The organism is Geomonas ferrireducens (assembly GCF_004917065.1).
GTDB lineage: Bacteria > Desulfobacterota > Desulfuromonadia > Geobacterales > Geobacteraceae > Geomonas > Geomonas ferrireducens.
This window is the reverse complement of record NZ_SSYA01000001.1, coordinates 683,196-703,227: the sequence shown is the minus strand read 5'-3', so window position 1 is coordinate 703,227 and position 20,032 is coordinate 683,196. Positions and strand designations below refer to the sequence as shown.

At 60.7% G+C, this 20,032-nt stretch carries 21 protein-coding genes; 10 read left to right on the top strand and 11 right to left on the bottom strand.

The features are described from left to right. Nucleotides 1-8 precede the first annotated feature (8 nt). The 5 genes from E8L22_RS03085 to E8L22_RS03065 form a co-directional block, all read right to left on the bottom strand. Nucleotides 9-1,811: an aldehyde ferredoxin oxidoreductase family protein gene (locus tag E8L22_RS03085; protein ID WP_136523790.1), complete on the bottom strand. Its 1,803-nt coding sequence runs from the start codon at nucleotides 1,809-1,811 to the stop codon at nucleotides 9-11. Beyond that, nucleotides 1,808-2,530, bottom strand: coding sequence for a 4Fe-4S dicluster domain-containing protein (locus tag E8L22_RS03080; protein WP_136523789.1), 723 nt, complete (start codon nucleotides 2,528-2,530; stop codon nucleotides 1,808-1,810). The genes E8L22_RS03085 and E8L22_RS03080 overlap by 4 nt, the downstream gene beginning before the upstream one ends. A 302-nt stretch (nucleotides 2,531-2,832) precedes the next feature. Beyond that, nucleotides 2,833-3,912: an MBL fold metallo-hydrolase gene (locus E8L22_RS03075; RefSeq protein WP_198420110.1), complete on the bottom strand. Its 1,080-nt coding sequence runs from the start codon at nucleotides 3,910-3,912 to the stop codon at nucleotides 2,833-2,835. A gap of 146 nt (nucleotides 3,913-4,058) precedes the next feature. Next, a complete protein-coding gene (locus E8L22_RS03070; protein WP_136523788.1) occupies nucleotides 4,059-5,117 on the bottom strand; it encodes an NAD(P)-dependent alcohol dehydrogenase in 1,059 nt (352 codons plus the stop codon). A 29-nt stretch (nucleotides 5,118-5,146) separates the two neighbouring features. Further along, nucleotides 5,147-6,157: an aldo/keto reductase gene (locus tag E8L22_RS03065; RefSeq protein WP_136523787.1), complete on the bottom strand. Its 1,011-nt coding sequence runs from the start codon at nucleotides 6,155-6,157 to the stop codon at nucleotides 5,147-5,149. A 297-nt stretch (nucleotides 6,158-6,454) separates the two neighbouring features. Here E8L22_RS03065 and E8L22_RS03060 point away from each other — a divergent pair, with 297 nt between their 5' ends. Beyond that, complete coding sequence (locus E8L22_RS03060; protein ID WP_136523786.1) at nucleotides 6,455-7,372, top strand: AraC family transcriptional regulator; 918 nt, start codon at nucleotides 6,455-6,457, stop codon at nucleotides 7,370-7,372. A 368-nt stretch (nucleotides 7,373-7,740) separates the two neighbouring features. On the opposite strand, the gene E8L22_RS03050 is transcribed toward E8L22_RS03060, so the two are convergent. From E8L22_RS03050 to trxA, 3 genes are all read right to left on the bottom strand, one after another. Continuing rightward, complete coding sequence (locus tag E8L22_RS03050) at nucleotides 7,741-7,935, bottom strand: hypothetical protein (protein WP_136523784.1); 195 nt, start codon at nucleotides 7,933-7,935, stop codon at nucleotides 7,741-7,743. 218 nt (nucleotides 7,936-8,153) lie between these two features. Then, entirely contained in the window at nucleotides 8,154-8,666 is a 513-nt protein-coding gene (locus tag E8L22_RS03045; RefSeq protein WP_135868565.1) for a TlpA family protein disulfide reductase, read from the bottom strand. A gap of 15 nt (nucleotides 8,667-8,681) precedes the next feature. Further along, nucleotides 8,682-9,011 (bottom strand): thioredoxin, encoded by a 330-nt coding sequence (gene trxA, locus E8L22_RS03040; RefSeq protein WP_129128190.1) that lies wholly within the window; start codon nucleotides 9,009-9,011, stop codon nucleotides 8,682-8,684. A gap of 211 nt (nucleotides 9,012-9,222) precedes the next feature. Here trxA and E8L22_RS03035 point away from each other — a divergent pair, with 211 nt between their 5' ends. From E8L22_RS03035 to hemB, 6 genes are all read left to right on the top strand, one after another. Next, entirely contained in the window at nucleotides 9,223-9,897 is a 675-nt protein-coding gene (locus tag E8L22_RS03035) for a precorrin-2 dehydrogenase/sirohydrochlorin ferrochelatase family protein (RefSeq protein ID WP_136523783.1), read from the top strand. Further along, a complete protein-coding gene (gene ccsB / locus E8L22_RS03030; protein WP_136523782.1) occupies nucleotides 9,894-10,709 on the top strand; it encodes a c-type cytochrome biogenesis protein CcsB in 816 nt (271 codons plus the stop codon). The genes E8L22_RS03035 and ccsB overlap by 4 nt, the downstream gene beginning before the upstream one ends. Nucleotides 10,710-10,737: 28 nt before the next feature. Further along, nucleotides 10,738-12,039: a glutamyl-tRNA reductase gene (gene hemA, locus E8L22_RS03025; RefSeq protein WP_129128193.1), complete on the top strand. Its 1,302-nt coding sequence runs from the start codon at nucleotides 10,738-10,740 to the stop codon at nucleotides 12,037-12,039. Between the two features lie 48 nt (nucleotides 12,040-12,087). Continuing rightward, a complete protein-coding gene (gene hemC, locus E8L22_RS03020) occupies nucleotides 12,088-13,044 on the top strand; it encodes a hydroxymethylbilane synthase (RefSeq protein WP_136523781.1) in 957 nt (318 codons plus the stop codon). Between the two features lie 176 nt (nucleotides 13,045-13,220). Continuing rightward, complete coding sequence (gene cobA, locus E8L22_RS03015; RefSeq protein ID WP_136523780.1) at nucleotides 13,221-14,759, top strand: uroporphyrinogen-III C-methyltransferase; 1,539 nt, start codon at nucleotides 13,221-13,223, stop codon at nucleotides 14,757-14,759. Nucleotides 14,760-14,824: 65 nt separating this feature from the next. Beyond that, on the top strand, nucleotides 14,825-15,844 hold the full coding sequence (gene hemB, locus E8L22_RS03010; RefSeq protein ID WP_136523779.1) for a porphobilinogen synthase: 1,020 nt from the start codon (nucleotides 14,825-14,827) through the stop codon (nucleotides 15,842-15,844). 130 nt (nucleotides 15,845-15,974) lie between these two features. Here the strand turns inward: hemB and E8L22_RS03005 are convergent, their stop codons facing one another. Further along, entirely contained in the window at nucleotides 15,975-16,826 is an 852-nt protein-coding gene (locus tag E8L22_RS03005) for a rod shape-determining protein (protein WP_136523778.1), read from the bottom strand. A 207-nt stretch (nucleotides 16,827-17,033) separates the two neighbouring features. Then, nucleotides 17,034-17,366, bottom strand: coding sequence for a cupin domain-containing protein (locus E8L22_RS03000; RefSeq protein ID WP_136523777.1), 333 nt, complete (start codon nucleotides 17,364-17,366; stop codon nucleotides 17,034-17,036). Between the two features lie 102 nt (nucleotides 17,367-17,468). Between E8L22_RS03000 and E8L22_RS02995 the strand changes: the two genes are divergently transcribed. Together E8L22_RS02995 and E8L22_RS02990 are read left to right on the top strand one after the other, a co-directional pair. Next, nucleotides 17,469-18,548, top strand: coding sequence for a ribonuclease Z (locus tag E8L22_RS02995; protein WP_136523776.1), 1,080 nt, complete (start codon nucleotides 17,469-17,471; stop codon nucleotides 18,546-18,548). A 159-nt stretch (nucleotides 18,549-18,707) separates the two neighbouring features. Continuing rightward, on the top strand, nucleotides 18,708-19,070 hold the full coding sequence (locus E8L22_RS02990) for a translation initiation factor Sui1 (RefSeq protein WP_136515666.1): 363 nt from the start codon (nucleotides 18,708-18,710) through the stop codon (nucleotides 19,068-19,070). Between the two features lie 2 nt (nucleotides 19,071-19,072). Here the strand turns inward: E8L22_RS02990 and E8L22_RS02985 are convergent, their stop codons facing one another. After that, nucleotides 19,073-19,270, bottom strand: a complete 198-nt coding sequence (locus E8L22_RS02985) for an RNA-binding S4 domain-containing protein (protein ID WP_136523775.1) — start codon at nucleotides 19,268-19,270, stop codon at nucleotides 19,073-19,075. Nucleotides 19,271-19,365: 95 nt separating this feature from the next. On the opposite strand from E8L22_RS02985, the gene E8L22_RS02980 reads away from it, so the two are divergent. After that, entirely contained in the window at nucleotides 19,366-19,929 is a 564-nt protein-coding gene (locus E8L22_RS02980) for an elongation factor P (RefSeq protein WP_135868552.1), read from the top strand. Nucleotides 19,930-20,032 lie beyond the last annotated feature (103 nt).

Here is a 20,032-nt window from a genome sequence, read left to right as displayed (position 1 = left end):
AAATCCTTTCAAATAAAATCCAGTCCCAGTTCCTTGAGCTTCGCCGTCCCCGGCTTCGTGCTCTCGGGATCCCATCCCCGGTCCTTGTAGTAACGGGTGAGCATCGCCTCGAACTCCTTCCGGTCGAGTACGGCTCCCTTCTTTGCGCCGATGGTGAAGGCGTCCTCGAAGAAACGGTCGGGGAGCCTGTCGTCGGCGCGGCGGAATCCCTCCCGGTAGTTGAACACCTTCTCCAGGTTGAAGATGCGCTCTCCTGCCTTCTCGAACTCCTTCTTGTTGTACTCGTGCCCGGTGATCGCGCTCAAAAGCTCCAGCATGGGCTCCTCAAGTGCGGGCTCGAAGGTCGGGAAAAAGCACATCCCGGTGGAGTCGAGCATGGCGCGCCTGTTCTGCATGGCGATGTTATCGCCGCTCATGTGACAGGCACCCCGCGAGGCGGTGGCGTAGGAGAGCCCCCTCGGCTGGTTCGCCTGGATGTTGTGCGCGGCGAGCTCGAGCCCCTTCACGTGGATCGCGAACTTCTCGCTCCCCTGCCCGATGTGTCGCGCGAGACCCGCCACCCCTTTGCCGGCAAGTTCCCCCACGCCGTCGCGGGCGGCGATCTTCTCGATCATGGCGAGCGTCGCGTCGACGCTCCCCCACTTGAGGTCGATGCCGTCCAGGAATTTGCGGTCTATCATCCCCTTCTCGTAGGCCTCCATCAGGAAGCCGATCACGTTTCCGGTGGAGATCTGGTCCAACCCGAGGTCGTCGATGACGGTGATGGCTTTGAGAAGTCCCGGCATGTCGGAGATCATCAGGTTGGAGCCGAGCATGACGCCCGTCTCGTACTCAGGCCCGTCATGGACCACGCCGCCGTACTTTCCCTTGGTGACGCCGCTTTTCTTGCAGGCGAGAGGACAGCAGAAACAGGCTATGTCCCTTACCCATACGTCGCGCCGTGCAGCGTCCCCGCCGATTTTGTCCGCCTCGGTGAAGGTCCCTTCGCGGTAGTTGCGCACCGACTCGGTCCCGGCGTTGCTGTTGCCTACGATGGCCCGGGCGGTTCCCTGCTCGGCCCACGACTTGGCGTAGGCTGTGCCGTAGAGGGCCTTTCTCGCCTTATCCAATGCCGCGAGAAAACGTTCGTGATCGGCGACGCTCGGCTGCCCCGTTCCCTTGACCGCGATCCCTTTCAGGTTCTTGGAGCCCATGACGCAGCCTGAGCCGCCGCGTCCTGCCGCCCTTCCGGCGGTGTGGATGATGCTGGAGTAGGGGACGAGCTTTTCACCGGCGGGGCCGATGTAGACGGTCTTGAATTTGCGGTCGCCGAGCTCTTCGAGGAAAGCCTTGTCGAATGCGTCGGTCCGCATCCCCCTGAACTTCCGGGCATCCCGGATCTCCACCTTGCCGTCGTCGATGACGATGTAGCTGAGTTCCCTGGCCTTTCCCGTGATCACCAGGCCGTCGTATCCCGCGAAACGGAGCTCGGGCCCGAAGAACCCGCCCATGTTGGAATAGGTGACCGTAGAGGCGTGAGGGTGATCGGAAGCCAACGGTGCGGTGATGGGGGACTTGGTGACGACGCAGGTCCTCGACGACGACGGCACTGGTAGCCCGGAGAACGGTCCCGGGATGAACATGAGCGGGTTTTCGGGGGAAAGCGCATCGACTCCCGGTTTCTTCAGACGGTCCCAAAGGAGCTTCATGCCGAGCCCCTGACCGCCGACGAACAGGTCCAGATCGCGGTGGGAAACGGGGACCGTCTCGCTTTTCCCGGTGGAGAGGTCAATGTTCAATATCTTGCCGTAGTATCCAGGTTTCGCGCTCATTTGGCACCTCCGAAGCTGGTCGTGCCGTACCAGTTCCTGGCCAGCTCCGCTGCAATTTTTTCCGGCCCGAGGCCGTAGAACTTCCTGTCACGCCTTACTTCGACGTAGGAGAGAGCGCCGAAGGGACAGCGCTTCACGCACTGCGGGTCGCCGCCGCACAGCGTGCACATCCCTTCCGGGCGTCCCGTCGCCGGGTTGGGATGAATGACGCCGGTGCGTTGCGATGCACAGGCCTTGGCGCAGCTTTGGCAACTGATGCAGCGCTTTTCATCGTTACGCATGGTGTGCGTCACGTCGTCGCGGTAAAAGGCGCGGCGGCCGCGCGAGTCCGGCTCGACCGGGCACGCCTTGGCACACGGAGTGTCGGCGCACATGGCGCAGACGCCGGCCACGTCCACATCAGGGTTGAAGCTGTGCACCCGGATGTTCGCGTAGATAGGATTGCCCAGTCCCGGGAGTTCCTTCCCCTTGACCGATGCCGGACGGTTTCGTGAGGCGCAGGCCGTCTCACAGGTCCGGCACCCCGTGCACTTGCCGTAATCCACCACGACCATCTTGAGGGCCGGTTCGCCGGAAAGGGCCCACGCGGCCGAGTGCACCCCGAACTGCCCGAAGAGTACCAGCGCACCGCCACCTATGCCGACTCCCTTGATGAAGTCACGCCGGGTGAGGTTCGTTCCGTTGCCGTGCCGGCCGGTTTCGTTCTTCTCACTGTTCATGCGAACCTCCCGTAAAAGTGGAAATTACTTTAGCTGCAGAAGTCTAAAGCTGTGTCTATCAGAGAGAAAGCGCCTCCCCCCGGAGGGGGGAGGTTGGGAGGGGGGAAGCCGGACTAAGCTGCGCGCGGCCCCCCCCCGACCCACCCCCNNNGGGGGGGGGGGGGGGGCCCCCCCCCCCGCCGGACTAAGCTGCGCGCTCCCCCTCCCTGACCCTCCCCCTCCGGGGGAGGGGATGTGGACGTGTCCGGCGGGAAGATCATGCTCTCGGTGACTGGTGTTTTGCCGCCACCACCCTACACCGGTCATTGCTGCTCGGGAACCGGGTCATGGCCTTTCACTAGAACGTGGCCGGTCCCACCGGCCGGATCGACGCCGGTCCACCACTGCCTCGTGCCGTCCGACTCCCGTGCATAAACAGGCTCTCCCATCAACGGCATCGAGACGCGAACGCTGCGCGCCTGTGCCAGATGAAGGATGCGCTCGAACGGTTCCTGCCAACGGTGCATGGATAGGTCGAAGGTGCCGTTGTGGATCGGGAGCAGGACCTTCCCCTTCAGATCGATGTGCGCCTGTACCGTCTCCTCAGGCATCATGTGGACGCCGGCCCAGTGCTCGTTGTAGGCGCCCGCCTCCAGCATGGTCAGGTCGAAGGGGCCGTATTCGTCGCCGATCCTTTTGAATCCTGAGAAGTAGCCGGAATCCCCGCTGAAAAAGACCCGGAAGCCGGGGGCGAGCATCACCCAGGAACCCCACTGGGTTTTGTTTCTGCCGAAGAGGCCGCGGCCGGAGAAGTGCTGCGAAGGTGTTGCGGCGAAAAGGACGCCGCCGATCTTGATCGACTGCCACCAGTCCAGCTGCCTGATCTTGACGGAGGGGACGCCCCACTCGGTTATGATGTCGCCCACTCCGGGCGGCGTCATGAAGTATTCCGTTTTCTCGGCCAGTGCAACGATGGAGCGCCGGTCCAGGTGGTCGTAGTGATCGTGGGAGATGATCACACCTTTTATCGGGGGGAGCTCTTCGATGCTGATCGGCGGCTTGTGAAACCTGAGCGGCCCGGCGAAGGGAATCGGCGATGCGCGGTCGGAAAATACCGGATCGGTGAGCCAGAACGCGTTCTGAAGCTTCAAAAGAACGGTCGAGTGACCGAGACGGAAGACCGTGTTGTCGGGTGCCGCGAGCAACTGCTCACGGGACATCTTACGGACCGGAATTTCCCCGGTGGGAACGGTGCCGGCGGGCTTGTTGAAGAAGAAGTTCCACATCACCCGGGCGCTTTCAATGAAGCTCCCCGTCGACATCACCGCCGCGTTCTGTTGCGGAGAGTGGTTCGGGCTTTTCTGCCCGGATGCGCTGCTGTCGTTGATAGATGCTGCCGCCATGGCGGTTAGGCCTCCAATACACAATACGGTGAAGACGTATCTTCCCGCCAGGGAGCCGGGATCGGTCCGGGCGGGAAGAAGATGGGGGCGGCGCCGGGGCCATTGGCGGACCCGGCGCCTCACTGCGTGCAGTAACCACATGGGGATTATTCGGATTTGAGGGAGGCCATGTCGATGGAGAAACGGTACTTCACGTCCGACTTCACCAGCCTCTCGTACGCCTCGTTGACCCGCTGGATCGGGATGATCTCCACGTCGGAGGTGATGTTGTGCTTGCCGCAGAAATCGAGCATTTCCTGGGTCTCGGCAAGCCCACCGATCAGCGAACCTGAGACGCTGCGCCTACCGAACAGAAGGGCGAAGGAGGAGAGCGCGAGCGGTTTGTCCGGCGCGCCGACCAGGGTGATGTTCCCTTCAAGTCCGAGCATGTTGATGTACGCGTTCAAGTCATGATCTGCCGCGACGGTGTCCAGGATGAAGTTGAAGGTCCCCGCGTGCTGTTTCATCTGCTCGGCGTCGGTGGAGATGATCACCTCGTCGGCACCCAGGCGCAGCGCATCCTCCTTCTTGCCGGGGGAGGTGGTGAATACCACGACGTGGGCGCCGAAGGCCTTGGCGAACTTGACCCCCATGTGCCCCAGGCCGCCAAGACCGACCACGCCGACCTTTTTCCCCTTGATGTCGCCCCAGCGGTGGATCGGGGAATAGGTGGTGATCCCGGCGCAAAGTAGCGGTGCGACTCCGGCGAGCTCCAGGTTCGCCGGGACGTGCAGTACGAAGTGCTCGTCTACGACGATGCTGTCCGAGTAGCCGCCGTAGGTGACGCCGCCTAGGTGCTTGTCGGGGGAGTTGTAGGTGAAGGTCGCGTTGCCGCAGAACTGCTCGAGGTCCGCCTTGCAACTGGGGCAGGTGTGGTCGGAGTCGACCAGGCAGCCGACGCCCGCGAGGTCTCCGGGTTTGAATTTTGTGACCGCGGAGCCGACCTTGGTTACGCGCCCTACGATCTCGTGTCCCGGAACGCAGGGATAGATGGTGGGCATGACGCTGTTCCACTCGTCGCGCACCGTGTGCAGGTCGGAGTGGCAGATGCCGCAGTAAAGGATTTCGATCTGGACGTCGCGCTCGGTCGGTTCCCGGCGCTGAATGACCGTGGATGCCAGCGGTGCGGTCGCGCTTGCGGCGGAGTAGGCTTTTGCTTTGTACATGGTTTATCCTCCTGTTCTTTCTCTTTGCGTTAGCGGTTGGTCAGCTTTTCCAGCATCTCGGGATAGCGGCCGCCTTCCACGTGGATCTTCGCCGCCGCACCGTTGATTTCACTTAGATCGTCGGCGCTCAGGCTGATTTGGGTGGCGCCGATGTTCTCCTCCAGGCGCTCGAGCTTCGTGGTACCCGGGATTGGGACGATCCACGGTTTCTGTGCCAGCAGCCAGGCGAGGGCGATCTGCGCCGGGGTGGCCTGCTTCTTCGCGGCGATGGTGCCTAGCAGGTCGACCAGCGCCTGGTTCGCCTGGCGTGCTTCCGGCGTGAAGCGGGGGAGGGTGGTGCGGAAGTCGGTGCTGTCGAAGGTGGTGCTCGCATCGATTTTGCCGGTGAGGAACCCCTTGCCGAGCGGGCTGTAGGCGACAAGGCCGATGCCGAGTTCTTCAAGGGTGGGAAGGATCTCCTCCTCGGGGCGCCTCCACCAGAGCGAGTACTCGTTTTGCAGCGCCGCAACCGGCTGTACCGCATGGGCGCGACGGATGGTCTGGACCCCGGCCTCGGAGAGCCCGAAGTACTTAACCTTACCTTCCTGGATCAGTTCCTTCACCGCGCCCGCCACCTCTTCGATGGGGACATCCGGGTCGACGCGGTGCTGGTAGAAGAGGTCGATGGTATCGATCCTGAGCCGCTTCAGCGAGGCCTCAGCAACCTCCCTGATGTGTTCGGGACGGCTGTTCAGCGCGGGCGTCGCCCCCTTCATCCCCCTCGGGTCCTTACCCGGTGCTATGTCGAAGCCGAACTTGGTGGCGATCACCACCTTGTCGCGCAGCGGGGCTAGCGCCTCGCCCACCAGCTCCTCGTTGATGAAGGGGCCGTACACCTCGGCCGTGTCGAAGAAGTCTATGCCGCGCTCCACTGCTGTCCGCAGCAGGGTGATCATCTCCTGTTTGTCCTTCGGGGGGCCGTACGAGAAGCTCATTCCCATGCACCCGAGGCCGAGCGCCGAAACCTCGAGGCCGCTTTTACCCAATTTTCTCTTTTGCATTCGTTTCTCCTTTTGTCGGACTCAAAACCGTCGGGTGCCGGAGGGCGCCCGGCACATCCGCAAATTCTACCGCAGTGCGCGTTATGCTCCATCCCGCAACGCCGGATAATCCCCTTTTGAGGATGATCAGATCCTACTACCGAGAAAGAGAAGGGAGGTAGACCGATCCTGCCTATTTTTTGCCTGATCCTGCGAATGCTGCGAAAAAAGTTGTCAAGCCGGTGGAGGGTGAGTAGTATGCCTTCAGGGGAGTTGCAAGTAAAACGACTGGTTACGCAGGTGATGAGGGGCTGCAAGATGGACACAGCGATCGAGAATTTGAAACTTAATATTGCACGATGGACCGAAGCAGGGGAGCTTTTTGATACTGCGATCCCTGGACTGTCCCTCTTCAAGCGGGAGGAAGTGACCGAGCCGGTGAGCGGCATGTACGAGCCGAGTGTCTGTCTCGTCGTGCAGGGGGCCAAGCGTGTGAAGCTTGGAGAAGAAACCCTCGTTTATGACGCCAGGCATTTCCTGATCACCTCGGTGCATCTCCCCACGGTGGTCCAGGTCATCGAGGCGAGCCCCGAAAAGCCGTATCTCGGGTTGCGGCTGATGCTCGATCTGCGCGAGGTCTCGCAGCTGATGCTCGACAGCAACCTTCCGCAACCGCGCGCGCAGCAGTCGAGTCGCGGCATGGCGGTCGGCGAAGTGACTCATCCTCTCGTCAGCGCCTTTGAACGGCTGGTCGACCTTTTGGAGGATCAAAACGACATCCCCATACTCGCACCGATGATCCAGCGGGAAATCATTTACCGCCTCTTGGTGGGAGACCAGGGGGCACGTCTGCGTCAGATGGCTTCGGCAGGGAGCCAGAGCCGGCAGATCGCGCGGGCCATCGACTGGCTGAAAGGGAACTTCACCACCCCGCTGCGTATCGACGACCTGGCGACACGGGTCAACATGAGCACGTCGACCTTCCACCACCATTTCCGGACCCTGACGGCGATGAGCCCGTTGCAGTACCAGAAGATGCTGCGCCTCAACGAAGCCCGGCGCCTGATGCTTGCCGAGCGTGTCGACGCCACCACTGCCGCATTCACCGTCGGTTACGAGAGCGCCTCCCAGTTCAGCCGGGAGTATGGTCGGCTGTTCGGAGCGCCCCCTTTGCGTGACATTAACCATCTGCGCCGAATGGCTACCGGTGACATTCCAATCTCGGTTTCAGCCTAATCTGCCCAAATTTTGGGAAGAATCACTCGCGTCTCCCAATAAACCACCCCGGTCTCCAGACAAATCGCGCAACTTTTAGGACCATCGTCCGAGTCTTCGGACCAACCACCCAAGTCTTCGGACCAACCGCCCAAGTCTTCGGACCAACCACCCAAGTCTTCGGACCAACCGCCCAAGTCTTCGGACAAACCACCCAAGTCTTCGGACCAACCACCCAAGTCTTCGGACAAACCACCCAGGTCTTCGGACAAACCACCCAAGTCTTCGGACCAACCACTCAAGTTTTCGGACCAACCACTCAAGTTTTTGGACAAACTACCCAGTCTTTCCCCAAATCAGTCAATTCTATTCAAGTCCCTGCAAAAACGTTATTGCTGGTCTTCGACGTTCCACTGTGGAGAGGCGTCCTGCAGAGTTGCTGATCTGTCTTTGGTCACGATAACCAGTTCCACGTCTTCGCCTACATGGGATCTGATCTTCCGGGCTTCATCGCCGCTTTTCAGCTCAAGGATCGTGTGACCTACCTGGTCCAGCCCTATGACACCCTTTGTTCTCAGTTCCATGGCTACCTCCCCTTATCCTGACGTTTCACCGTTCGAGCACCAACGAATCCTGCCATCTGATTAGAAAAAGTCAATGGCGATCCGCGGGACGATTGGGGAGAGAGCTTCGGTAAGGGGAAAGGGAGCGGCAGAATAAAAAAAGAGCGGTCGCCTGTGCTGCGACACTTTGAGGTGTCGCAGCAGACGCCGCTCTTTTCGTTTTTCAGGTCCGGCTTGGCCTATTCGGCGAGAAGCCTTTTTACGGTCTCTTCCAGTCCCCTTGCGGTCTGGTCCGAGAAACCCTGGAACCTTTCCACCACGATGCCCTTTTTGTTGATCACGAACAGGGTGGGGATGGAGCGCAGCCCGTATTCGGTCTGCAGGTCCTCACCGGCAATGGCAACCGGGTAACTGACCTTTCTCTCCGCGATGAAGTTCTTGACGTCACGATCGCTCCCCTCATCGACGCTTACACCGAGTACCTGTAGCCCCTGCTTGCCGTATTTGGCACGCAGCGAGTTCAGGTGCGGGATCGCTTCCTTGCAGGGGATGCACCAGGTAGCGAAGAAATCCATTACCAGGACGTAGCCCTTGTAGTTGTTGAGCGTGATCTGCTGTCCTATGGTGGTGGTCAGCTTGATCGGGGGGGCGGGATCCCCTTTCTGCAAGATGGCTGCTGCAGGCTGGCTGGAGAGCAAAAGCCCTGCGAGTGCCAGGGGGACGGCTTTCATCGCGAACTTCTTGAACAACATCAGCTTTTTCCTTTTTTAGAGAGCTTTCTTGATCAGGGCGTCGAGCTGTGCCTTGGGAATAGCGCCGACAACCTGGTCTACTACCTTGCCGTCTTTGATGAGGATCACGGTGGGGATGCCGCGCACGCCGTATTTGCCGGGTGTCGCCGGGTTGTCGTCCACGTTGACCTTGCCTACTTTGACGCGTCCTTCGTATTCGGACGCTACCGTATCGATGAGGGGCGCGATGGCTTTGCAGGGGGCGCACCAGGTGGCCCAGAAGTCTACCAGTACCGGGATGTCGGACTGCAGTACTTCTTTCTCAAAATTGTCATCGGTAAAGGTTTGTACGTTTTCGCTGGCCATTGACCTTCTCCTTTATTAAAAAAGTGGTTTCTACTATAAATGAGCGGATGAAAAAAGCAAGGAGTAATTGCCCGCGCGGAGAGCGGGAAAGAATACCAGTGAAACCCGCTGCATCGTTCATGTATTCAGCATTGACACTCTTTCCGGTTCGGGCCATATTAGCGCCGGTTGAGGTTGTCATGGCTCTTTATTTCCACACTGGAGAAACATGGTGCGCCACTATCCTATCAACATGAACCTCGAGGGCCGGCTCGTGGTGATCGTAGGCGGCGGCAGGGTGGCGGAACGTAAGGCTAAACGGCTGGTGGGAGCAGGCGCGAAGCTTGTCGTTGTGTCCCCGGTCCTTACCGGGCCGCTTGCCCTTCTTGCCGCAGAGGGAAAGCTGCTGCACCTTTGCCGCGCCTACCAGCCCGGCGACCTGACCGGCGCCGTGCTCACCTTCGCCGCCACCGACGACCCGGGTGTCAACCGCATGGTCGTGGAAGAGGCGCGGGCCCTCAACGCACTTATAGATAGTGTCGATGCGCCGCGTGAAAGCGACTTCGCCACCCCGGCCGTTTTACAACAGGGAGAACTGCTCATAACTGTTTCGACCGGTGGCGCCAGCCCAGCACTGGCACGGCGTATCGTCGAACAGCTTGAGCCTCTCTTCGGTCCTGAATACAGTGAAGCAGTATCTCTTTTAGGAACGGTCCGTGAAAAGCTATTGACTGAAAAGGTGGGGAACGCATACAATGACCCGGTTTTTGCAGCGCTTGCCGCGCTGGATCTACCCGCGCTGATCAGGACCGGGCAGAGAGATGCCATAGACCAGATACTCCAGAAGCTCTCAGCTACCGGGGCCACATCGGGCTCGGTAGGAGCAGGAAAAAAGGACCCTTCATGAACGCCTTGCTCTTCAACAGCACCCTGGTCATCTACGCGGTTGTCACCGCCATCTACCTCCTGTACTTGCTCAAGCCGAAGGATTCGCTGGGCAAAACAGGCCTGTGGCTCACCCTCGCGGGCTTCGTCGTGCACTGCGGCTTCACGGTCAATCGCTACCTCGAGGCCGGGCACACACCGATCACCAACCTGCACGAATCGCTTTCCTTCTTCAGCCTCGCCATCGTCGGCATCTTCATTCTTTTCGAAAGGCGCTACAAGATCAGCATCCTCGGCTCCTTCATGATGCCGCTTGCGCTTTTGGTCATGGCTATCTCCGCCTCGTTCTCCAGCGTCATACCGCCGCTCAACCCGGCGCTTAAGAGCAAGTGGCTCGCCGTTCACACCATCATGGCCTTCCTGGGCTACGCTGCTTTCGCCATCTCCTTCGGCGTCAGCATCATGTACCTGATCCAGTCGCACTTCCTGAAGACGCGCCGACTCGGGCCCATGTTCCAGAAGCTTCCCGCGCTCGACCTTCTTGACGACATCAGCTACCGCTGCCTCACCTTCGGTTTCCCACTGCTCACCTTCGCGATCATCTCCGGCGCCATCTGGGCCGAGACTGCGTGGGGGACTTACTGGAGCTGGGATCCCAAGGAGACCTGGTCGCTCATCACTTGGTTCATCTACGCCGCTCTCTTGCACGGCAGACTGACCACCGGTTGGCGCGGCAGGAAGGCCGCCATGCTCTCCATCTTCGGCTTTGTCATCATGCTCTTCACCTTCCTCGGCGTAAACCTGTTGCTGCCGGGACTGCACAGCTACAAGTAAGGGATTTCCCCAAGGGGCAGGCATTGTTATGAACATTATTGTGGTAGGCCTTTCGCATAAAACTGCCGGCGTTGAAATAAGGGAAAAAATCGCCTTTTCTCCCACCCAGATGGAGAAACCGCTCAAGACCCTCGTAGAGCTGCCGGACATAACCGAGGCGGTGATCGTCTCCACCTGCAACCGCGTCGAGATTTACGCCACCACCCGCGACGTTGCAGGCGGGATGGCGCGCCTGAAGCGTTTCCTTGCTGATTATCACAACTTCCCTCTGGAGACGCTGGAGAAGCACCTCTACAGCTACCACGGTGAGGACGCCACCCGTCACGTGTTCCGCGTCGCCTCGAGCCTCGACTCCATGGTGGTGGGCGAGCCGCAGATCCTCGGGCAGATCAAGACCTCCTATGGTTATGCCGCCGAGTTCAAGAGCTCCGGCATCATCCTGAACCGTTTCCTCCACAAGGCGTTCTCCGTGGCGAAACGCGTGAGGACCGAGACGAAGATCGCCTCCTCCGCCGTTTCCGTCGCCTTTGCCGCAGTGGAACTCGCCAAGAAGATCTTCGGCGAGCTCGGCGACAAGACCGTTCTGCTCATCGGCGCAGGCGAGATGTGCGAGCTGGCTGCGAAACACTTCATCAACGTCGGCGTGCGCGGCGTCATGGTCACCAACCGGACCTACGAGCGCGCCGAGAAACTCGCCGAGGAGTTCGACGCCAAACCGGTCCGTTTCGAAGACCTGATGGATCATCTCCCGAAGGCGGACATCATCCTCTCCTCGACCGGCGCTCCTCACTTCATCATCCGTGAAAACGACATGGAGGAGGTGCTGCGTCGCCGCAAGCATAAGCCGATGTTCTTCATCGACATCGCCGTGCCGCGCGACATCGATCCCAAGGTGAACGACGTAGAGAACTGTTACCTCTACACCGTCGACGACCTGAACGGTGTCGTCGCCACGAACCTGGAGCAGCGCAAAATCGAGGCTGCCAAGGCCGAGGCAATCGTCGAGCAGGAAATCGGCCAGTTCTTCAAGTGGCTCGCCTCCCTCGACGTGACACCGACCATCGTGGCGCTCAGAAGCCATTTCGACGAGATCAGGAAGGCGGAGCTCGCGAAGACCCTGTCGAACTGGAAGGACCTTCCCCCCGGTGCGGAGAAGAAGCTGGAGGCCCTAACCAACGCCATCATGAACAAACTGCTGCACCAGCCGACGAGCACCCTGAAAAGGACCGACCAGGGAAGCCGCAACGACCTCTACGTCGACGCACTGCGCAGCCTGTTCGACCTGCAGACGGAAACGGAGCAGGAGAACCTGATGGAGCTGGAAGACTAACCGGATAAAGAAACAGGCACACATACAGATAAAGGAGAAACGGACAAAATGGCGCTGAAGGAGCTGAGAATAGGAACCCGCGCGAGCCAGCTCGCACTCTGGCAGGCAAACTGGGTGAAGTCCGAGCTGGAAAAACGCTACCCGGACATGACGGTGACCCTGAAGAAGATCAAGACCATCGGCGACAAGATCCTCGACGTACCGCTGGCACAGGTAGGCGGCAAGGGACTCTTCGTGAAGGAGATCGAAGAGGCGATGCTGCGCGGCGAGATCGACATCGCGGTGCACAGCATGAAGGACGTCCCGACCGAGTTCCCGGAAGGGCTCGGCCTTTACTGCATCACCAAGCGTGAGGACCCGCGCGACGCGGTGATCTCCAAAGGCGTCAAGTTCGCCGACCTGCCGCAGGGCGCCCGCATCGGCACCTCCGCGCTCCGTCGCCAGGCGCAGCTCCTGAAGGTCCGTCCGGACCTCGAGATGGTCATCATCCGCGGCAACGTCGAGACCCGTATGAACAAGCTGGAGACCGAGGGGCTTGACGCAGTCATCCTCGCCGCCGCCGGCCTGAACCGTCTCGGCTTCGCCGATCGCGTCACCGAGCTCCTTCCGGCCGACCTCTCCCTGCCCGCCATCGGCCAGGGCGCCCTCGGCATCGAGTGCAACCTCTCCAACGAGGCGGTGAAGGACGCGATTTCCTTCTTCAACGACCCCGACACAAGCCGTGCGGTGCGTGCCGAGCGCGCCCTCCTCTGGCGCTGCGAGGGCGGCTGCCAGGTTCCCATCGCGGCTTACGGCGAAGTGACCGGCGACGAGCTGAAGCTCACCGGCTTCATCGCAAGCGTTGACGGCAAGGTCTCCGTGAAGGGGACCGTGACCGGTCCGGCCGACGACTGCGAGAAGCTGGGCGTGAAACTCGCCGAGCAGCTCCTCAACGAGGGGGGGCACGCCATCCTCGCCGAGGTCTACCAGCGCGAAGTCTCCCGGGAGAAGGAAATCCCGGTATAGAAACCAAAAAGCATTACCACAGAGGGCGCGGAGGTCCACAGAGGACACCGAGGAAAAGCAAACGTTAGACTTTGGTTTTCCTCTGTGACTCTCTGTGACCTCTGTGGTTAACGCTTTCGCTTTTTCGCTCAAGGCTAACGGTTCTACCTTAGCCTTTTGCCTTTTCCTGGTGCGAGATGACCGTTCAAACTACTAACAAAGGCTACGTCTACCTGATCGGCGCGGGGCCGGGCGACCCGGGGCTCATCACGGTCAAGGGACGCGACTGCCTGGCGAAGGCCCAGGTGGTGATGTACGACTACCTGGCCAACGACGAACTGCTGCACTGCGCGCCGAAAGGGGCGGAGCTCATCTACGCTGGGAAGGTCGGCGGCGAGCACAACCGCGAGCAGAGCCAGATCAACGAGATGCTCGTGCAGAAGGCGCTCTCCGGAAAGGTGGTGGCACGTCTCAAGGGTGGCGACTCTTTCATCTTCGGGCGCGGCGGCGAGGAGTGCGAAGCGCTGGTCGAGGCGGGAATCCCGTTCGAGATCGTACCGGGCATCACCGCTGCAGTCGGCGCCACGAGCTACGCCGGCATCCCGCTCACCCACCGCGGCGTCACCACGTCGGTCGCCTTCGTCACCGGTCACGAAAAGAAGGGGAAGGCTTCGTCGGAGATCGACTGGGAAGGGCTTTCGCTCGGAAGCGGCACCGTGGTCTTCTACATGGGGGTCACCAACCTGCCGCACATAGCCCAAAGCCTCATGGATCACGGCCGCGCACCGGAGACACCGGTTGCCCTGATCAGATGGGGAACGCGCCCGGAGCAGGAGGTGCTGGTCGGGACACTCGCCGATATCGCCGAGAAGGCCAGAACTGCGGGGTTCAAGGCGCCCGCCATCACGGTGGTCGGCGAGGTGGTGAGTCTGAGAGAAACGCTGCGCTGGTTCGACAATCGCCCGCTCTTCGGACGCTCGGTCATGGTCACCCGCGGAGCCGATCAGGCAGGTGAGTTCGCCTCGAAGCTGGAGCAGTTGGGAGCCCGGACGCACTGCTGTCCGACCATCGAGATCGTGCCGCCGGAAAGTTACGCGGCGCTCGACGAGGCGATCAGCGCCCTCGACAGCTTTCACTGGATCATCTTCACCTCGTACAACGCGGTCCAATACTTCTTCAACCGGCTCCGCGAGCACGGCTTGGATTCCCGGGCGCTCGGGCGCTGCCGCGTCTGCGCCGTCGGCCCCAAGACCGGCGCCGCCCTGGAGGCGTACGGCATCCGCCCCGACCTGATTCCCGCCGACTACAAGGCGGAGGGAGTCGTGGCGGCGTTTGCCGAGATGGACATGGAAGGGAAGTGGGTCCTTTTCCCGAAAGGGGACCGTGCCCGCGACGTAATTCCGGAAGAGTTGGGACGGCTGGGAGCGCAGGTCATCGCGCCGGTCGCCTACGCGAATCGCACCCCTGTGGAGATCCCGGCCGAGGCGCTTGCCGCCCTCGAGGAGAAGCGCCTGGACTGCGTGAGCTTCACTTCCTCCTCCACGGTGCAGAACCTCGCCGCGATCCTTGGCGAGAACCGTTTCCTGCACCTGATGGAAGGGGTGAAAGTCGCCTCCATCGGCCCCATCACCTCCAAGACCTGCCGTGACCTGGGGCTTGAAGTGCACATGGAGCCGGCAGAGTACACGCTCGACGCGCTCGCCCGGGAGATGGTCTCCTATTTCCGGCAGAGCTAAGAAGTATTTCCCGCATCACTTGATGAGTAACAGAAACGCAACGCAGACACGCAAAGGAGAGACCTATGTTCTACCCGTTGTACAGAGCGAGAAGGATTCGGGGCAAGGAAGTTTTCAGAAACATGGTCCGTGAGACCTCCGTCTCCGCCAACGACCTCATATACCCGATGTTTTCTGCCTTCGGCAAGGGGATCAAGAAGGAGATCTCCTCCATGCCCGGCATCTACCAGCAGTCCATCGAGAACATCGTTGAGGAGGCCCAGGAGGTGTACGAGCTGGGCGTTCCGGCGGTGATCCTGTTCGGCATTCCCGAGCAAAAGGATGCCATGGGTAGCGACGCCTACTCCGATACCGGCATCATCCAGGAGACCATCCGCGCCATCAAGAAAGAGGTCCCGAAGCTTGCCGTCATCACTGACGTCTGCATGTGCGAGTACACCGACCACGGGCACTGCGGCGTGATCAAAAACGGCGACGTGGACAACGACGAGACCCTCGAGCTTCTGGCACGTGAGGCGCTCTCCCACGCCAGGGCAGGCGCCGACATGGTCGCCCCCTCCGACATGATGGACGGCCGTGTGGCCGCGATCCGCGAGGCGCTCGACAACAACGGCTACAACAATATCCCGCTGATGAGCTACGCGGTGAAATATGCCTCCGGCTACTACGGCCCGTTCCGCGAGGCCGCCGAGTCCACCCCGCAGTTCGGTGACCGCCGTTCCTACCAGATGGACCCGGCGAACCGTCTCGAGGCGATCCGCGAGGCGCGCATGGACGTGGAGGAAGGGGCCGACATCCTGATGGTCAAGCCCGGCCTTCCCTACCTCGACATCGTGCGCGAGGTGAGAAACGAGTTCAACCTCCCGACCGCCGTGTACAACGTTTCCGGCGAGTACAGCATGGTGAAGGCCGCCGCCAACATGGGGTGGATCGACGAGGACCGCGTCGTCATGGAGACCATGATGTCCTTCAAACGCGCCGGCGCCGACCTGATCCTGACTTACCACTCGAAAGAGGTGGCGAAGCTCCTGAAGAAAGGGTACGAGGCGGACCTGCGCGAGCGTTGCGGTTGCGGCTGCAAGTAAAGAGCGGGCCGCGCTCTTTGCCGACCTGAAAAACAAAAGCCCCTGCCGGGATCCGGCAGGGGCTTTTTTGTTCCTGTAATACGAGATTTTTAGCGGATACCGGACGGGACGAGGGGAGGCTGGGCGGGTGCTACTTCCACCGGTTCAGCATGACGACGACCGGGAGGATGGCGCGCGCACCCTCGACTACTGCGCGACGCGGATTTCTTGCACGGGTGATGTTGACGCCGGTGCGGTCTTCGAGCAGCCTGCGCACCCCGGGGATGAGCGCGCCGCCGCCGGTAAGGCAGATGCCGCCGTAGATGATGTCGCATCCGTATTCGTCGGGCAGGTCCCTCAGGAAGGAGTCGACGCCATCGGCGATTTCTTCCAGGACCGGCTTGACGGCAGCCGCGACCGCCATGCTTCCCAAGACATCCTCAGGTGCCTTGATGCCGCAGTCGCGCAGGAGCAGGTCAGCCGCGTCCTCGCTCATGCAATGGCGGGCTGCGATGGCCTCACGCATCCGGCAGCACCCGCCCCTTAGGGCGTAGCTTGCGACGAGCCTTCCGGAGCGGATCACCGCGCAATCGGTTACCCCCTCCCCGATGTCGACCACCATCTGGGCATAGGGAGATGAGACGTCCAGGCCGGCTCCGACCGCGGCGGCTAACGGTTCCGGAATTATGGACACCGAGGCCGCGCCCGCCTTCATGATGCACTCCTCCAGCAGCCCCCTTTCTTGCTCGCTCGCGTCAGTCGGGGCGCAGCCGAGGATGCTCGGCTTGACGATGCCGAAGACCCGGCGGCATTCCAGGATGGGGTGCAGGATTCGGTATGCGGCGTCGCCGTCCACGACGACCCCGTTGCGCAGCGCCTTGGTGGCGCCGATTTTTGAAGGGAGCTCGAAGAGCTGTGAGTTACCGGTGGCGATACGAGTGGTTGCCGTTCCGACATCAAGGGCGACGTGCTGCCGCCACTGCTCGACATTGAAAAAAACCATAATCCCGCTCCGACAAATTGCTGTTGCTGCAACGAATCGGAGCATAGCCCATGGTTGAAAAAGGGTCAAACAAAAGCGTTACAACAGAGGTCACTGAGGTCCACAGAAGGCACAGAGGAAAAACAGAAACGTTTTGTCTTTACCCTGGATTCCCTCTGCGTGGGCCGTGGCCTTTCCTCCGTGGCCTCTGTGATCCGCTTTTAGATTTTAAGCCCTGATCATCACCAAAAGCATCTTGAAGCGTTTCACCGCGCGCAGCGAGTGCGGTCTGTTCGCCGGCATGATGATGATTTCTCCGGCCGTCACGTTGTGGGCCTTCCCGTCTATGTTGATTTCCGCTTCGCCGTCGATCACCTGCACGAAGGCATCGTAGGGAGCGGTGTGTTCACTCAGCCCTTCACCAGCATCGAAGGCGAAGGCGGTGATGGTGCCTACCGGCTTGTCTATGACCGTCCTGCTGACTACCGCGCCGTCCTGATAGCCCGCCAGATTCGCCAGATTCAATGCCTCGCCTAGTGCCACGCCTTTTTTCTCTGCCATGTCGTTACTCCTTGTCAGTGATGTGCGTTCTTGATAGGAACTGTAACCCGCAGAGAGTGTGTTGCAATTGATGCAGGTCAATCTAATGGTAAAATTCTGCGCATGCCGAAACCGTTCCGCTACCTCGAACCGACCTTCTTCGCCGGTCTCTTTGATGATCCGCTGCTCCTGGTCCGGGTGAGACCAACCGGGCGCGCCATTCTCTTCGACTGCGGCAAGATGCATCATCTCGCCAAAAGGGTTTACACCTCCATCGATGCCATCTTCATAAGCCACGCCCACATGGACCACTTCATGGGGATGGACAGCGTCATCCGCCACAGCCACGCCTCGCCCCGCACCATCGACGTCTTCGGTCCGGCAGGGCTCTCAAGCCGTATGGCAAGCAAGTTCGCCTGCTACGACTGGAACCTCGCCGACACCTTCTGGGGAAACTTCAGGGTGAACGAGGTGGATGGAAACGGGCGCGTCAGCAGCACGCTCTACCGCGGGGCAGAGGCCTTCGCGGCGAGCAGGGAAGGGGAGCGCAACGGGATCCTCTATGAGAACCGGCACCTCAAGGTAACCTCGACGCAATGCGAGCACCGCATTCCGGTAATGGCCTATCGTGTGGACGAGGGGGCCGCCTTCGTGGTCGATGAAGCACGTATGGCAGCGGAAGGGGTGGTGAGGGGAAACTGGCTGAAGGAGATGGAGCGCTTGTTTCGCGACGGGGCGATGGAGGGCCAGCGCATCAGTTACCTGCATGGAGGTGACGGCGGGGTGGAAGAGAGGTGGGAGCCCGATGCTGCGTCACTGTACCGGCGTATCCGGAAGATCGAGGAGCCGGCCAGCATCGGTTACTGCACCGACATCGGCTACTCCAAGGACAACTTGGAGCAGTTGGCCGGGCTTCTGGAGGGGGTGACACTGCTGGTATGCGAGTGCGCCTTCCTTGCATCGCAGCAACAAAAGGCGCAGTTGTCGCGGCACCTCTGCACCACCGAATTCAACATGCTCTTGGACCGGTTGCGCCCGAGGTACGTGCTCCCCATGCATTTCTCGAAGACGAACCAGCGTGGCAGCGAGCCGCTCTACCAGGAGATCGAACCGCCGGCCGGGACCACCGTATTGAAGATCCCCGACCGGCTCACGCCGCGCCCCATCATGGAGAGCGAGGTGCCCAGGCCGGTGGAGATTTAAAAGCAAAAGGCTTTAACGCAAAGACGCAAAGCCGCCAAGGCGCAAAGGAAAGATTTGGGGGGGGAAACCTTCCTTTTGGTTCTCTCTTGGCGTCTTTGCGTTAAAGCCTTTGTTTTTCTTGTCTTGAATCTGCCGCGCCTTTTCTGCTACAAACGACGCATGAAAAAGACCAGCTCGAATGACGCCCCGGTAGTCTACTCATCCGAATTCGGCCGCATGTGCCCCGGCTGCGGCAAGCCCGCCAAATCCTGCATCTGCAAGAAGTCCGCAGCACCCGCCGGCGACGGCACCGTGCGGCTCAGGCGGGAGACCAAGGGGCGCGGCGGCAAGACTGTCATCGTCATCACCGGACTTCCTCTCGACGCCGCGGCGCTCACCACACTGGCCGCTGAACTGAAGAAGCGCTGCGGCTGCGGCGGTACCGCGAAAGACGGCGTGATCGAGATCCAGGGCGACCATGCCGAGGTACTTCTTGCCGAACTCCTGAAACGCGGCTACAAGGCAAAGCGCGCCGGGGGATGAGGCTACTCCACGAGGAAGCTTTTTCCCCCAAGCTCCACCTTGTCGCCTGGACGCAGTTTCCTGCCGCGGCGCAGTTCCACTTCGCCGTTCACCGATACCATCCCCTCGCCTATGATGATCTTCGCCTCGCCGCCCGAGCAAACCGCATCCACCGCCTTCAGAAAACTGTCCAGCTTTATAAACTCAGTATCTATCTTCACTCTGCCTCCATTTAACTGTCACTGCCGCCTTATGGCGCGGTTGAACTTATCACAGAATTCTGCTAAAAAGGGACATTTCGTAAAGGAGATTGAGCATGTATACCACTAACGACTTCAAGAAGGGCCTCGTCATCAAGCTTGACGGCGCCCCCTGCGTACTCCTCGATGTTGCCTTCCAGTCCCCCTCCGCCCGCGGCGCCAACACCATGGTGAAGACCAAGTACCGCAACCTGCTCACCGCGCAGGTGCTCGAAAAGACCTTCCGTTCCGGCGACAAGGTCGACGAGGCGGACTTCGAGCGTCACAAGGGGCAGTTCCTCTACGCCGACGGCGGCCGCGGCGTCTTCATGGACCTCGAAAACTACGAGCAGTTCGAGATGGAAGAAGACAACTTCGAAGCCATCGCCCCCTTCCTTCTGGACGGTACCGAAGTGCAGCTCGGCATCTTTCAGGAGCGCATGGTGAGCGTCGACCTCCCCATGGTCGTCGAACTCATCGTCACCGAGACCGCCCCCGCGCTGAAGAACGCCACCGCCACGGCACAGACCAAGGAAGCGCTCCTCGAGACCGGCCTGCGTCTGCAGGTGCCGCCGTACCTCGAAACCGGCGAGAAAATCAAAGTGGATACCCGCGACGGTCGTTTCATCTCCCGCGCCTAGCGTCATTTGCGGTCGGTTTCAGCTGGAGCCCGTCTCCCGCGTCCCCTAGCCCACCCGTAGAGCTTCAGTCCGCAGGCGGGAGGGGATAGGGTGAGGAAGGGAC

Bases quoted from the DNA above. Each gene is read 5' to 3' on its own strand.
- E8L22_RS03000 (WP_136523777.1), bottom strand. From the start codon at position 17,366: ATGGCAGAGAAAAAAGGCGTGGCACTAGGCGAGGCATTGAATCTGGCG.
- E8L22_RS02990 (WP_136515666.1), top strand. From the start codon at position 18,708: ATGAAAAAGACCAGCTCGAATGACGCCCCGGTAGTCTACTCATCCGAA.
- trxA (WP_129128190.1), bottom strand. From the start codon at position 9,011: ATGGCCAGCGAAAACGTACAAACCTTTACCGATGACAATTTTGAGAAA.
- hemC (WP_136523781.1), top strand. From the start codon at position 12,088: ATGGCGCTGAAGGAGCTGAGAATAGGAACCCGCGCGAGCCAGCTCGCA.
- ccsB (WP_136523782.1), top strand. From the start codon at position 9,894: ATGAACGCCTTGCTCTTCAACAGCACCCTGGTCATCTACGCGGTTGTC.
- hemA (WP_129128193.1), top strand. From the start codon at position 10,738: ATGAACATTATTGTGGTAGGCCTTTCGCATAAAACTGCCGGCGTTGAA.
- E8L22_RS03070 (WP_136523788.1), bottom strand. From the start codon at position 5,117: ATGTACAAAGCAAAAGCCTACTCCGCCGCAAGCGCGACCGCACCGCTG.
- E8L22_RS03080 (WP_136523789.1), bottom strand. From the start codon at position 2,530: ATGAACAGTGAGAAGAACGAAACCGGCCGGCACGGCAACGGAACGAAC.
- E8L22_RS03005 (WP_136523778.1), bottom strand. From the start codon at position 16,826: ATGGTTTTTTTCAATGTCGAGCAGTGGCGGCAGCACGTCGCCCTTGAT.
- E8L22_RS03075 (WP_198420110.1), bottom strand. From the start codon at position 3,912: ATGGCGGCAGCATCTATCAACGACAGCAGCGCATCCGGGCAGAAAAGC.
- E8L22_RS03085 (WP_136523790.1), bottom strand. From the start codon at position 1,811: ATGAGCGCGAAACCTGGATACTACGGCAAGATATTGAACATTGACCTC.
- E8L22_RS02980 (WP_135868552.1), top strand. From the start codon at position 19,366: ATGTATACCACTAACGACTTCAAGAAGGGCCTCGTCATCAAGCTTGAC.
- hemB (WP_136523779.1), top strand. From the start codon at position 14,825: ATGTTCTACCCGTTGTACAGAGCGAGAAGGATTCGGGGCAAGGAAGTT.
- E8L22_RS03065 (WP_136523787.1), bottom strand. From the start codon at position 6,157: ATGCAAAAGAGAAAATTGGGTAAAAGCGGCCTCGAGGTTTCGGCGCTC.
- E8L22_RS03060 (WP_136523786.1), top strand. From the start codon at position 6,455: ATGGACACAGCGATCGAGAATTTGAAACTTAATATTGCACGATGGACC.
- E8L22_RS03050 (WP_136523784.1), bottom strand. From the start codon at position 7,935: ATGGAACTGAGAACAAAGGGTGTCATAGGGCTGGACCAGGTAGGTCAC.
- E8L22_RS02995 (WP_136523776.1), top strand. From the start codon at position 17,469: ATGCCGAAACCGTTCCGCTACCTCGAACCGACCTTCTTCGCCGGTCTC.
- E8L22_RS03045 (WP_135868565.1), bottom strand. From the start codon at position 8,666: ATGTTGTTCAAGAAGTTCGCGATGAAAGCCGTCCCCCTGGCACTCGCA.
- cobA (WP_136523780.1), top strand. From the start codon at position 13,221: ATGACCGTTCAAACTACTAACAAAGGCTACGTCTACCTGATCGGCGCG.